Consider the following 13,427-nt stretch of genomic DNA (forward strand, 5'->3'; position numbering starts at 1 on the left):
TTCAACCTATATTAGCGATTGAACGAGGTGCGCAAACAAGGGGAACAATCATGGAACGCGACGATTTCATCGAAATGCTCGCACGCGAGGGTTTCCAGACCACCGTGCTGGTCGAGCGCGAAGCCGGTGCGTCCCTGGACGATCGTGTGCATCCGTTCGAAGCGAAGGCGCTGATCCTGGAGGGCGAGCTGACGCTTGAAGTCGCGGGTAAGGAAACGCGCTATCAAGCCGGCGATGTGTTTCACCTGAAGCCGAACGAAGCCCATAGCGAACGATACGGGCCCGAAGGCGTGTGTTATCTCGTGGGGCGAAAATAAGCTCTCTTCAATACGGCCGATGGCCGGCTGAGTTTACCGGCCATCGGACATGGCGAGACTTGCACCCGGCGCTACATCGATCCCCGCATCAATCCTTGGCGATCGAAGCGAACGGCATATCCACCGGAGCAGATGCATGCTTCTGCTTGTGGGCCTGCCGCATTGGCTTCAACACAAACAGCGCGAGCAGCGCGGACGCGGCCGCCATGCCGGACGCCAGCAGGAACACGGCATGCCAGCTTCCGGTGGCCGCGGTGATCACGCTGCTGAAGGGCACCAGCAACGCCGCCGTTCCCTTCGCGGTGTAGAGCAGGCCCGCGTTGGTTGCTGCGAACTTCGGACCGAAGGTATCGCCGCACGTGGCCGGAAAGAGGCTGTAGATTTCGCCCCAGGCAAAGAACACGATCCCGGTCAGCACCACGAACGCAACCGGACTTTGCCCGTATTTTGACAATGCCAGAATCCCGATCGCCTCGATTGCGAACGCCATGAACATGGTGTTCTCCCGCCCGATCCGGTCCGACACCCAGCCGAAGAAAGGCCGCGTCAACCCATTGAGCACCCGGTCGATGGTCAGCGCGAACGTAAGCGCTGGCAATGTCAGCCCCAGGATCGAAACCGGCGAATCATGCAGGCCAAAATCTTTCGCAATCGGGCCCAGTTGCGCCGTCGCCATCAAGCCACCGGCTGCCATCATCACGAACATGAGATACATGACCCAGAAAATCGGCGAGCTCATCACCTGCTTGGGCGTGGCGTTGTAGACCGCGGACTTCAATGCGCTCTTGGCAGTTGCCAGCAGGCTTGCCGGGGGCGCAAACAGCGCCATTCCGAGGAAGAAGACAATCAGTCCCTGTCCAAGGCCGAACCAGAGGAAGGTCGCTTCGTAGCCGCTGCTCTTGATCATGTGCGCGATCGGCACGACCGTGGCAGCGGAACCCGCGCCGAAACCCGCCGCGGTAATCCCGGCGGCCAGCCCCCGCCGGTTCGGGAACCATTTGAGCGCATTGCCCACGCACGTGCCGTACACGGCGCCGGCGCCAATGCCTCCAACCGCAGCCGCGAAGTAGAGCATCGGCAGGGAACCCGCCACCGAGTTCAGCACCCATGCAACCGCGCAAAGCAAACCGCCCACCACGACGACAGGACGCGGACCGTATTTATCGACCAGATACCCTTCGATTGGAACAAGCCACGTTTCAGTCACAACGAAAATCGTGAACGCTACCTGGATGGCCGCGCGGCCCCAGTGGTGCTTTTCATCGATCGGATTCACAAACAGCGTCCAGCCGTACTGCATGTTCGCGATCATGGCCATGCAGATCACGCCGAACACGAGTTGCACCCACGGCGATGCCAGGCGCGACTCTCCTACCGGGCGATTCGTTTCCATCATTGTCTCCTTGGCATTTGCTGCCTTGTATTCGGGACGCCGAACGACGTCTGCCTCATTGCCGTCTCAATTTCGAGGTGACAATGGGATACACAATATGTGATATATCAAGTAAGTCAAGTGAAAGAAACAACAGGGTTTTCACCAGATCGGGTTACTACCGAAAGAAATATGAAAGAACCGATCACATATCCTCGGCTCTTTTCGATCGGCAAAAAAAAGCCCGCAGGCAAGCCTGACGGGCTGAGACGTGGTACGTGACATGGCGGTCCGCAACACGTAAGACCGTTATAGTCGAAAGCAAAAAGTAATGTAAGTTATTTTTGTTATTTAATTGAAAGAAATTCTGCGCAAAAAATATGACGCGTGCAACAACGGCATTCAAGCGTTGAACAGGGTGCTTCGCGCCGCATTCATGATCGAGGAAATAGCTGGATGGCTGATGCGGCGCTCGATCGAGATCGCGAAGAACTCCTCAACAATAGTCTCGATGTGACCCATCACCACCAGCCCGTGTTCGCGTTTGAGTTGCGCCGCCAGAACCGTGGGCGCGAAAAGGACGCCGCGCCCTTCCCGTCCAAATGCAAGCGTAAGTGCGCTGTCATCGAATTCCCCGACAATTCGCGGCGATATTGCGTGAGACTTCAACCAATGATCGAGTTTCCTTCGCACGGCCGAGTCAGTTCCGGGCAGGAGCATTGGCATGTCGCCAAGCGAGGCCGGGTACGACCTGGCGCCGCGCGCCGCCAGCGCCTTGAGCGCAAAACAGCTCAACGTGGAACGGCCCAGCGAATGGTTGAACGCTTTCACGTTCACATCGGAAGGAATCGGCGCGTCGGCAATGATCAGGTCCAACTTGTGGACCGCGAGTTGCGATAAAAGCCCGTGCAGCTTGCCTTCGTGGCAAATCAGCTTCAGCGAATCCGACAGGTTCAATGCGGGTTCCAATAACCTGTAGGCAACCGTCTTCGGCACCGAATCCGCCACGCCCACCCGTAGCTGCGTGCGCGCCGCTTCCCTTTCCTGCCTGACCGCGCCTTCCAGTTCCGCGCCAAGGGAAAAAATCTCGTCGGCGTAGTCGAGAGCGAGTTTGCCTGCGTCAGTCAGTTCTAGGTTGCGGCCGCTCTTCTTGAAGAGCTTTTTATCGAGCGTTTCTTCAAGCAGCTTGATCTGACCGCTGAGCGTTTGCGGCGTGATATGCAACTGCGCGCCTGCACGTGCAATGCCGCCGGCGTGAGCCGCCACCCAAAAATAATATAAATGCTTGAAGTTCATCTGGCCCTCGGCGGCATTGGCTGATACATCGGTTTTCTCGAAGTATCGATGTTGAAAATACGAATTTTACAACAACCTTACTTGCAGTACATTGAGGCTTCGTTAGCGTCTCAGACGAAGGAGCCACGAGAATGAAATGTCCCACGTGCAAGAGCCCCGACCTGTTGATGACAGACCGTCAGGGCGTTGAAATTGACTACTGCCCGACGTGTCGCGGGGTGTGGCTGGATCGGGGCGAACTCGACAAGCTGATCGAGCGCGCCGCGGGAGATAACAACGTGCAGGGCGCTGCGCTGCAAACGGCTACGGCATCGACGAATGCGGGATTCGAACGCAGGCGGGACGAACGCAGCCGCTTCGAGGACGACGACAGGCGCGAGCGCGATTACCACGACCGTCGTCAGCCGTATAAAAAGAAGAAGTCGATGCTTGGAGAGTTGTTCGACTTCGGCTAGGCATCCAGGTATTGAAGCTTCGGATTTATCGATCAATCAATCGCGGCCGTTCGCTGAACGCCCGACTATTCAACGAGGTCCTGCATGACAACCGTTGCACAATTACTCAGTTCGAAACCGAACCAGTCGTTTCACACCATAGAAGCCACGGCTAGTGTTTTCGAGGCCATCAAGCTGATGGCCCACAAGCAGATCGGCGCGCTGGTGGTGACCTCGGGTGACAGGATCACCGGCATCTTCACCGAGCGCGATTATGCGCGCAAGATCGTGCTGCTCGATCGCTCGTCGAGGGACACGCCGGTCGGCGATGTCATGTCGAAAGCGGTGCGATATGTTCGCCTCAACCAGACGACCGATCATTGCATGACGCTGATGACGGACAACCGCATACGCCATCTTCCGGTTATCGACGGTGGATTGCTGATCGGCATGGTGTCGATAGGCGACTTGGTCAAGAACCTGATTGCCGAACAGCAATTCACGATTCATCAACTGGAGCACTATATTCGCGGGAACAGCCATGCAGATGTGGCGGAAGTCGAGGCGCGGTAGTTCACGTGGAACCAGTCCAACTTGTGAGCGAGGCAAACAGCATGAGGCGTGCGAACCAACTGGAAACTCACCTTGAACGGAACACGCATTCGGACCGCTTCCGAAAACTGTTCTCAGCCAAACTGGACATGACGATCAAGCGGGCACGGATCACGACCCGGCTGGTTGCGTCGTATGTGGGCGTGAAGGAGCACAAAGTCAACTTCTGGCGGGCTGGAATCACGCTGCCGGGCAGTGGGCAATGCCGGCGTCTTTCGAGGCTTCTGCGGGTCGATCTGGCGTGGCTCTGCGCGGCCCCTGAAAACAGGGCCGTTGCCTGAATGCGATCCGGAAAACAAAACGGGCGATACGTATCGCCCGTTCTTCCACAGCTACGCAATGAAGCCTAGCGAACCTTGCCCTCCTTCCACGCCGAAAGCAGCTGGTCGTACTTGACCGTCTCGCCCTTCGGACGCTCATTCGCGAGCTTCTTCCACGGTGCGTGCTGATCGGACAGCCACTTCGCGGGATCGCTTTCCGGATTCAACTGCGGCGCGCATACCTTCATCCCTGCACGCTGCAACCGTCCGAGCACCTGATCCATTTCTTTCGCGAGGTTGTCCATGGCGGCTTGCGGCGCCTTTTCTCCGGCCACGGCCGTCGCCACGTTCTTCCACCACAGTTGCGCCATCTTCGGATAATCCGGCACGTTATTGCCGGTCGGCGTCCACGCCACCCGCGCCGGACTGCGATAGAACTCGATCAAACCACCATACTTGTCCGCGTTCTTCGTGAAGTAGTCGCTGTGAATGTCCGAGTCGCGAATGAACGTAAGTCCGGTGATCGACTTCTTGAGCGACACCGTCTTCGAGGTCACGAACTGCGCATACAACCATGCCGCCGCGCGCTGGCTGGGCGGTGTCGACTTGAAGAACGTCCACGAGCCCACGTCCTGATAGCCGTTCTGCATGCCATCTTTCCAGTACGGGCCGTGCGGTGACGGCGCCATGCGCCACTTTGGCGTGCCGTCGGCGTTCGTCACATTGCCGGGCTTGAGCATGGATGCCGTGAATGCGCTGTACCAGAAGATCTGCTGTGCGATCCTGCCTTGCGCCGGGACCGGTCCCGCCTCGTTGAACGTCATGCCCGACGCTTCCGGCGGTGCATATTTCTTCAGCCACTCAATGTACTTCGTCGTCGCATATACGGCAGCCGGACTGTTCGTGCCGCCGCCCCGCGACACAGACGCGCCCACCGCATGGCAACCGTCGGGCGTCACGCGAATACCCCACTCGTCGACGGGCAAGCCGTTCGGAATGCCCTTGTCCGCTTCGCCTGCCATGGAAAGCCACGCGTCGGTGAATCGCCAGCCAAGCGACGGGTCCTTCTTGCCGTAATCCATGTGCCCGTACACCTTCGCGCCATCGATAGTCTTCACGTCGTTGGTAAAGAATTCGGCGATATCCTCATAGGCGGTCCAGTTCACCGGCACGCCCAGGTCGTAGCCATACTTCGCCTTGAACTTGTCCTGCAAGTCCTTGCGCGCAAACCAGTCCGCGCGGAACCAGTAAAGATTGGCGAACTGCTGGTCCGGCAACTGATACAGCTTTTTGTCGGGCGCGGTCGTGAAACTCGTTCCTATGAAATCCTTGATGTCGAGCCCCGGATTTGTATATGCCTTGCCTTCGCCTTGCATGTAGTCCGACAGCGGCACGATCACACCATAGCGATAATGCGTGCCGATCAGGTCGGAGTCCGAGATCCAGCCGTCGTAGATGCTCTGGCCGGATTGCATCGACGTCTGCAGTTTCTCGACAACGTCGCCTTCCTGAATGATGTCGTGCTTGACCGAGATACCCGTGATCTCGGTGAAGGCTTTTGCGAGCGTCTTCGATTCATACATGTGCGTGTCGAGCGTTTCCGACACAACGTGCACTTCCTTTACCCCTTGCGACTTCAGCGTGGCGGCTGTGTCGATGAACCATTTCATCTCGTCGGCCTGCTGCTGCTTCGAAAGCGTGCTTGGCTGGAATTCGCTGTCGATCCATTTCTGCGCTTCGGGCGCGCCAGCCAGCGCCAACGGGCTAGCGAAGAGTGCGCCAACTGCGAGCGCAACGATACTTCTCCTATGTTGCATGATGTTCTCCTCCGTCTCCGCCCCTGGATCATCTGCCGGTCCTCGCTCGGGGTAACCGCTGAACCGGTGCTTCCGTATTTGCTATGGATTCCTTATCCTTTCCACATGATCAGAACAAGCACGAGCATGGATACCGCAAAACCCGGCCATGCATTCGCGTTCTCCGCGCTGATGCCAATCCACGCCAGATTGATATATGCGGCGCTCAGCAAGCCGATGAACAGCCGGTCGCCCCGCGTGGTCGCGATGGGGAGAAAACCTTTGTGTTCCGAAGTCGGCGCGCGGATTTCCCACACGGTCATGCCGGCGAGCATGAGCACGATGCAGCCAAAGAAGATCGCCACTTCGGGCGTCCAGTACATCCACGTGATCATCAGACTCTCCCCATCGCAAAGCCCTTCGCGATGTAGTTGCGCACGAAGTAGATGACGAGCGCGCCGGGCACGATAGTCAGTACGCCGGCCGCCGAGAGCACGCCCCAATCCATGCCCGCGGCGGACACCGTGCGCGTCATCACGGCGGCGATCGGCTTGGCGTTGACCGATGTCAGCGTGCGTGCAAGCAGCAACTCGACCCAACTGAACATGAAGCAGAAAAATGCCGTGACGCCCACGCCCGACTTGATCAGCGGCAGGAAGATCTTCACGAAGAACGAAGGAAACGTATAGCCGTCGATATACGCGGTTTCATCGATTTCACGCGATACCCCCGACATGAAACCTTCCAGGATCCATACCGCAAGCGGCACGTTGAAGAGCATGTGCGCGAGCGCCACCGCAATGTACGTGTCCATCAATCCCACGCTCGAGTAAAGCTGGAAGAACGGCAGCAGAAACACGGCGGGCGGCGTCATACGGTTGGTAAGCAACCAGAAGAACATGTGCTTGTCGCCGAGGAAGCGGTATCGCGAGAACGCGTAGGCCGCCGGCAACGCAACGAGCACGGACATGACCGTGTTCATCAGCACGTAGATGATCGAGTTGATGTAACCCCAGTACCAGGACGGATCCGTGAAGATCACCTTGTAGTTGTCGAGCGTCAGGTGCTGCGGAAATGTGGAGAACGACGCAAGCGTTTCCTCGTTCGTGCGCAGCGAGATGGACAGCATCCAGTAGAGTGGAACCAGCGCGAACATGATGTAGATGACAAGCGTGACGGTGCGCATCCAGCGGCGGTCACGACGCATGATCGTCTCCGGTTGTGACGGGGCCGCCCTTGCCCACGCGCTCCATCCAGTTGTAGAGGATGAAACACAGCAGCAGGATGATCAGGAAGTAGATCAGCGAAAACGCCGCGGCGGGCCCAAGATCGAACTGGCCCACGGCCTTCTGCGTCAGGTACTGGCTCAGGAACGTTGTCGAGTCTCCGGGACCACCGCCCGTCAGGACGAACGGTTCGGTATAGATCATGAAGCTGTCCATGAAACGAAGCAGCACCGCGATCATCAGCACGCCGCGCATCTTCGGTAGCTCGATGTACCGGAACACCGCAAAGCGGCTTGCGCCATCTATTTCAGCGGCTTGGTAGAACGCGTCGGGAATCGCGCGCAAGCCCGCATAGCAAAGCAGCGCGACAAGCGGCGTCCAGTGCCAGATGTCCATGACGAGCACCGTCACCCACGCCGCCGCCGGACTTGCGGTGTAGTTGTAGTCGATACCGAAATCATTGAGCCAGTAGCCGAGCAAGCCGATATCCGGCCGCGCGAAAATCTGCCAGATCGTACCTACGACGTTCCATGGAATGAGCAGCGGCATGGCAAGCACGACAAGCGCCGCGGACGCTCGCCAGCCTGACGCAGGCATGGCAAGCGCAAGCCCCACGCCCAGCGGAATTTCAAACAGCAGCACGCAAAGCGAAAAGATCATCTGACGGCCAAGCGCGCCGCGCAGGTCTTCGTCGTTCATGATGCTGCGGAACCATTCTGTTCCAACGAACACATGCTGCGTCGGGCTGATGATGTCCTGTACCGAATAGTTCACCACGGTCATCAGCGGCAATATCGCGGAAAATGCAACGCAGATGAAGACGGGCACGACCAGCAGCCAGGCCTTCTGGTTGACGGGTTTGTTCATCGTCCGATCCTCTCGTCATTGCTGAAGAACACGGTTTCCGGCGCCGCCAGTTTCAGCCAGACCGGTCCTTCGGCGAGCATGGTGTGCGGGTCGGCTTTCGCCTTGATGACCTGGCCCTCGCACTGCGCCGTGACAAGCTGATAATTGCCAAGACTCTGCGCGTGCAACAGGTGCGCCCTGACCGCGCCGGACTCCTGATGATCCGAAAGACGCACGAATTCCGGACGGAGACCGAGCGTGAGTGTGCCGCTGGCTGCCTTCAAGGTGGCGAGCGTTTCCGGGTCGACCTGAAGATGCTGCTTGCCGATTTTCACGCCTTCGGAATCGAGCGCGACCGGGCACAGATTCATCCCCGGACTGCCGATGAAGTACCCAACAAACGCATGATCCGGATGCAGGAAAAGCGCTTCGGGTCCGCCTTTCTGCACCACGCGGCCGTTGGTCATCACGACCACTTCGTCGGCGAAGGTAAGTGCTTCCACCTGGTCGTGCGTGACGTAGATCAGCGTGAGCTTCAGTTGTTGATGGATCTTCTTGAGTTGCCGCCTCAGCATCCATTTCATGTGGGGGTCGATGACGGTCAACGGTTCATCGAAGAGAATCGCCGCGACGTCCTTGCGCACGAGACCGCGTCCCAGCGATATCTTCTGTTTCGCGTCCGCCGACAGGTTGCTCGCGTTGCGCCCGAGTTCGCGCGTCATGTCGAGAATCTCGGCGACTTCATGCACGCGCGCCTTCACTTCCGGCGCCGCGATCCCACGATTGCGCAGCGGGAACGCGAGGTTATCGAAGACGCTCATGGTGTCGTAGATCACCGGGAACTGGAACACCTGCGCGATATTGCGCTCGCGTGCGCCGAGCGCGGTGACGTCGCGGCCATCGAACAACACCCGGCCCTCCGATGGATTCACGAGGCCCGAGACAATGTTGAGGAGCGTGGACTTGCCGCATCCCGAAGGTCCAAGCAACGCGTACGCGCCGCCGTCTTCCCAGACCATCGACATGGGTTGCAGCGCATAGTCATCCAGACTCGCGGGATCCGGCCGATACGCGTGCGCGAGGTCCTGGAACTCAATACGAGCCATGACTCGCCTCCGGACCGGACACGCGTCTGGCGTCCGCGCCAAATACAAACAACTCGTTCGGATCGACAAACACATCCAGCGACGTACCCAGCCCGATCTGATGCACACCCTGCAGTTGCGCCACGAGATCGACCCCGCCTTGCTGCGTGCGCACATGCAGGTAAGTCTCAGAACCGCTCAGTTCGGCAAGTTCGAGACGGCACGGCACTGCGATGGATTCGGGCGTGCGCGGCGCGAGCCGCAAGTGCCCCGGACGAATGCCGATGCGGCACTGGCCCGTCTGGTTATCCGCGCGTCGCAGTCTTACGTCGATACCCATCGGCAAATGCGCCACGCCGTCCGCGCTCACGTCGCTTGCGAGCATGTTCATTGGCGGATCGTTGAAGACCGCGGCGACGTCGACCGTGGCGGGGGCGTTGTACACGTCGAGCGTGCGGCCCGTCTGAAGCACGCGGCCTTTGTCGATCACTGTGGTGTAGCCGCCGAGCAGCAACGCTTCCAGCGGATCGGTGGTCGCATACACCACGGTGGTCTTGCCGTCGGCGAAGAGCGTGGTGAGTTCGGCACGCAACTCTTCGCGCAACTTGTAGTCGAGGTTCACGAGCGGTTCGTCGAGCAATACGAGCGATGAGCGCTTGACGAGCGCACGCGCCAGTGCGCAACGCTGCTGCTGGCCACCCGAGAGTTCGCCGGGCCGACGCTGCAGCAAGTGATCGATATGAAGCTTGGCTGCGACCTCGCCCACGCGCTGCTCGATCTGCGCGGCATCGATTTTCTGCAACTTGAGCGGCGACGCAATGTTGTCGTGCACGCTCATCGCGGGATAGTTGATGAACTGCTGGTAGACCATCGCGAGGTTGCGCTCGCGCACGCCGACGCCCGTCACATCGCGGCCATCGACCAGAACTCGCCCTGCGGCCGGACGATCCAGGCCGGCCATGACGCGCATCAGCGTAGTCTTGCCCGCCTGCGTGGGACCCAGCAGCACGTTGATCGCGCCGGGCGTGAGACGCAGGTCCACGTTGTACAGATGTGTCTGGCCACCCGATAACACGGTGACCTGCTCCAGTTCCAAAACCAAGTTGCTCTCCTCTTCGTCAATGCTTTTTCTTGTCGGATGCAGGTCAGAAGCGCCGATGACCGGGCCTTTCTGGTTTTCAAAAAGGAAACCAAAGCAACAACTCGCATGTTCCTTTTTGTTCGTTTACGTTGAAATCGGGGTTAACCATACAAACTATTGCCAATCACCCGACTAACGTATAACCAGAATGTCGATTCAGAAAGGATAGCGAGGATTATTGAAGGCTGATGCTCAGTTCCAACGAAATATTCGTCGGGGAGGAGACTTGTGGAATGCGCGTGCAGAGGGTTGCGGCGGATTGTTTGATTGGGGGAATAAATGGACGCCGACGCGCTGGGGTTCGCTGCCCTGAAACACGCCTTGTCATATGACAAGGCGCGGCTCGTCTCAGCTCGCGCCCAGGTACGCAGCCCTGACCGAGGGATCGTTCTTCAGTTGTTCCGCGGGCCCGTGCGCCGCGACGCGCCCATTCTCAAGCACATACCCATAGTCGGCCACGTTCAGCGCGGCGGCGGCAAACTGCTCGACAAGCAGCATGGTCACGCCTTCATCCTTGAGTCTCGCGATGATCCGGAACACCTCTTCCACAAGGATTGGCGCCAGACCCATCGACGGCTCATCGAGCAGCACGAGATCCGGGTTGAGCATGACGGCGCGCGCCATGGCGAGCATTTGCTGCTCGCCGCCGGACAGCGTCCCGGCAAGCTGGTGACGCCGCTCTTTCAAGCGCGGAAACAGTTCGATGGCGCGCTCGAGGTCCGCGCTGACATCGCCACGCGGGCGCGCCCACGTGAGCCGTGGAAATGCACCGAGGATCAGGTTGTCCGTCACCGACATGGTCGCGAACACCCGGCGTCCTTCGGGTGAGTGCGCCAGGCCCAGGCGCGCGATCCGGTGCGAATCCATTGCGTCGATGCGCTTTGACTGCGCGCCCTCGCCCATTGTGATCTCGCCCGACGTGGGACGGATCATGCCGGAGATCGCGCGCATGGTCGTTGTCTTGCCGGCGCCGTTCGAACCAATCAGCGTGACGACCGACGCCTTCGGCACATCCATGGAAATGCCATGCAGCACCTTGACCTTGCCGTAGCCCGCATGCAGGTTTCTTATCGATAACATCGCGTCTGCCTTATACGTGCGTGGCGGCCTGGCCGCCGAGATACGCTTCGATCACGCGCTCATCGGCCTGGATTTCGGCCGGTCGCCCCTCCGCGATCTTCTGCCCGAAATCCAGCACCGAAACCGTGTCGCACACGCTCATCACCACGTCCATGTGATGCTCGATCAGGATCAGCGTAATGCCGTGCGCGCGCACCTTGCGGATGATCGCAACGAGTTCCTTGATGTCGGGTGCGGTGAGGCCGGCGGCCGGTTCGTCGAGCAGCAGGAGTTGCGGATCGAGCGCCAGTGCGCGGGCAATCTCGAGCAGCCGCTGCTTGCCGTAGGGCAGGTTGCGCGCTTCCTCGGATGCCACCGCCGCAAGTCCGACAAAACGCAGCATGCTGAATGCGCGCTCGCGCGCCGCATGTTCTTCGCGCCGATAACGCGGCGTCATCAGGCCGACATCGGCGAGGTTCGCCCTGAACGTGTGGTGCAATCCGACCAGCACGTTTTCCAGCGCCGTCATCTCGCCGAACAACTGCACGTTCTGGAACGTACGCGCAATGCCCGATAACGCGATCTTCGACGACGTCCTTCCCGCAATCGATTCACCGTCGTATTCAATGGAACCCGCCGTTGGCACATAGATGCCCGTGAGCACGTTCATCATCGTGCTCTTGCCTGAACCATTGGGGCCGATCAAGCCATGGATGGAACCGCGACGCACGCTCAGGTTCACGTTGTTGAGCGCTTTCAGGCCGCTGAACTGCATCAGGATGCCGCGCAGGTCGATGATGTTCCCCGTGCCCTCGCCGCGAACGGCGATCACCGCGTCATGGCCTTCGCCGGAAAGCTCATCTGCCTTGATCGCGACTGGCCGACGCCTGCCGTGCAGCACGATCTTGCGCACGAAACCCACCACGCCGTCCTGCAGGTAGTAGACCACCAGCAAGATCATCAGCCCGAAGATCGTCAGCCGCCAGTCGGTGAGCGCATCGATCCAGAACGAAAAAATCGCGAGACCGGCCGTTCCCGCGACGGGAATCAACACCTTCCGCAGCGTGGTGACCTTGCGCGCCAATGCGACCACCGCGCCCACGGCAACGACCACGGCCAGCGCGGTCGCGACACTGCGAAACATGGCAATATCGTCAAGCAGCTTGGGCAGCAACACAATGATCGTGGACCCGAGCATGGCACCCGTGCGCGTCTTGCGGCCACCCATGATGATGGCGAGCAGGAACAGGATGGTGAGCTCGAAGTTATACGTGTTGGGCGAGATATATTGTTCGGAATACGAATAAAGACAACCTGCAAGTCCCGCGAAGCCGGCGCTTATCACGAACGCATAAACCTTGTACCTGTACACAGACACACCCATGCAGTCTGACGCGATAGGCGAGTCGCGCAGCGCCTCGAACGCACGGCCCAGATGCGACTTCAGGATGCGATGCACCACGATCATCGATATGACCAGCAGCACGGCAACAAGCCAGTAGAAACCGTCCTCGCTCATGCTTTGGCCGGCGAAAACAGGCTTGGGAATCTTGAGTCCCATTGGACCATTGGTCAGGAAATCCATCTCGTTGATCAGGATCTGGATGATCGTGCCAAACGCGAGCGTGACCATTGCAAGGTATGGCCCGGACACGCGCAAGGCAGGCAGTGCGAGGATCGCGCCGAAGCCGGCGGTGACCAGGATTGCGAGCGGCGTGGTCACGTAGAACGGCATTCCGAGCTTGATGAACAACACGCCCGCCGTATATGCGCCCACGCCGAACAACCCGGCGTGACCCAAGGAAACCTGCCCCGTGTAACCCACTACGATATCGAGCCCGAACAACAGGATCGCGTAGATCATGATGGTTTCGACAAGGTGAATATAGTAAGGATTGCCTGACGCTATGGGGAAGATCGCGAGCGCGGCAAGACCGAGCACGGCTGCCGCGAGTTTGACTGGCTTGACGGATTTCATTACGG

14 protein-coding genes are annotated in these 13,427 nt (G+C 59.2%); 4 read left to right on the forward strand and 10 right to left on the reverse strand.

Features of this window, described 5'->3' with window-relative positions; all coding sequences use genetic code 11:
* Positions 1-50: 50 nt before the first annotated feature.
* On the forward strand, positions 51-317 hold the full coding sequence (locus ACRWA7_RS11020) for a cupin domain-containing protein (RefSeq protein WP_438392673.1): 267 nt from the start codon (positions 51-53) through the stop codon (positions 315-317).
* An 88-nt stretch (positions 318-405) separates the two neighbouring features.
* Here ACRWA7_RS11020 and oxlT read toward each other — a convergent pair whose 3' ends face one another.
* A complete protein-coding gene (gene oxlT, locus ACRWA7_RS11025) occupies positions 406-1,710 on the reverse strand; it encodes an oxalate/formate MFS antiporter (RefSeq protein ID WP_438392674.1) in 1,305 nt (434 codons plus the stop codon).
* Positions 1,711-2,091: 381 nt separating this feature from the next.
* A complete protein-coding gene (gene nhaR / locus ACRWA7_RS11030) occupies positions 2,092-2,985 on the reverse strand; it encodes a transcriptional activator NhaR (RefSeq protein ID WP_438392675.1) in 894 nt (297 codons plus the stop codon).
* 131 nt (positions 2,986-3,116) lie between these two features.
* Between nhaR and ACRWA7_RS11035 the strand changes: the two genes are divergently transcribed.
* The 3 genes from ACRWA7_RS11035 (at position 3,117) to ACRWA7_RS11045 (ending at position 4,312) form a co-directional block, all read left to right on the forward strand.
* Positions 3,117-3,440, forward strand: coding sequence for a zf-TFIIB domain-containing protein (locus tag ACRWA7_RS11035; RefSeq protein ID WP_438392676.1), 324 nt, complete (start codon positions 3,117-3,119; stop codon positions 3,438-3,440).
* An 84-nt stretch (positions 3,441-3,524) separates the two neighbouring features.
* Positions 3,525-3,992, forward strand: a complete 468-nt coding sequence (locus ACRWA7_RS11040; RefSeq protein ID WP_060818648.1) for a CBS domain-containing protein — start codon at positions 3,525-3,527, stop codon at positions 3,990-3,992.
* 41 nt (positions 3,993-4,033) lie between these two features.
* A complete protein-coding gene (locus ACRWA7_RS11045; protein ID WP_438392677.1) occupies positions 4,034-4,312 on the forward strand; it encodes an XRE family transcriptional regulator in 279 nt (92 codons plus the stop codon).
* A gap of 65 nt (positions 4,313-4,377) precedes the next feature.
* Here the strand turns inward: ACRWA7_RS11045 and ACRWA7_RS11050 are convergent, their stop codons facing one another.
* The 8 genes from ACRWA7_RS11050 to ACRWA7_RS11085 all read right to left on the reverse strand — a co-directional run bounded on the left by ACRWA7_RS11050 (position 4,378) and on the right by ACRWA7_RS11085 (position 13,422).
* A complete protein-coding gene (locus tag ACRWA7_RS11050) occupies positions 4,378-6,108 on the reverse strand; it encodes an ABC transporter substrate-binding protein (protein WP_438392679.1) in 1,731 nt (576 codons plus the stop codon).
* A gap of 92 nt (positions 6,109-6,200) precedes the next feature.
* A complete protein-coding gene (locus tag ACRWA7_RS11055) occupies positions 6,201-6,482 on the reverse strand; it encodes a DUF2160 domain-containing protein (RefSeq protein ID WP_438392680.1) in 282 nt (93 codons plus the stop codon).
* On the reverse strand, positions 6,482-7,294 hold the full coding sequence (locus tag ACRWA7_RS11060) for a carbohydrate ABC transporter permease (protein ID WP_438392682.1): 813 nt from the start codon (positions 7,292-7,294) through the stop codon (positions 6,482-6,484). Before ACRWA7_RS11060 ends, ACRWA7_RS11055 begins: the two co-directional genes overlap by 1 nt.
* Entirely contained in the window at positions 7,284-8,180 is an 897-nt protein-coding gene (locus ACRWA7_RS11065) for a carbohydrate ABC transporter permease (protein WP_060818644.1), read from the reverse strand. The genes ACRWA7_RS11060 and ACRWA7_RS11065 overlap by 11 nt, the downstream gene beginning before the upstream one ends.
* A complete protein-coding gene (locus ACRWA7_RS11070; RefSeq protein ID WP_438392684.1) occupies positions 8,177-9,265 on the reverse strand; it encodes an ABC transporter ATP-binding protein in 1,089 nt (362 codons plus the stop codon). The genes ACRWA7_RS11065 and ACRWA7_RS11070 overlap by 4 nt, the downstream gene beginning before the upstream one ends.
* Positions 9,252-10,346, reverse strand: coding sequence for an ABC transporter ATP-binding protein (locus ACRWA7_RS11075; protein WP_438392685.1), 1,095 nt, complete (start codon positions 10,344-10,346; stop codon positions 9,252-9,254). The genes ACRWA7_RS11070 and ACRWA7_RS11075 overlap by 14 nt, the downstream gene beginning before the upstream one ends.
* Before the next feature lie 387 nt (positions 10,347-10,733).
* Positions 10,734-11,465 carry an ABC transporter ATP-binding protein gene (locus ACRWA7_RS11080; protein ID WP_060818642.1) on the reverse strand — a complete coding sequence of 244 codons (732 nt, stop codon included), beginning with the start codon at positions 11,463-11,465 and terminating at the stop codon, positions 10,734-10,736.
* Positions 11,466-11,475: 10 nt separating this feature from the next.
* Positions 11,476-13,422 (reverse strand): branched-chain amino acid ABC transporter ATP-binding protein/permease, encoded by a 1,947-nt coding sequence (locus ACRWA7_RS11085; protein WP_438392687.1) that lies wholly within the window; start codon positions 13,420-13,422, stop codon positions 11,476-11,478.
* Positions 13,423-13,427 lie beyond the last annotated feature (5 nt).

Source organism: Caballeronia sp. DA-9, assembly GCF_051615025.1.
GTDB classification, from domain to species: domain Bacteria; phylum Pseudomonadota; class Gammaproteobacteria; order Burkholderiales; family Burkholderiaceae; genus Caballeronia; species Caballeronia sordidicola.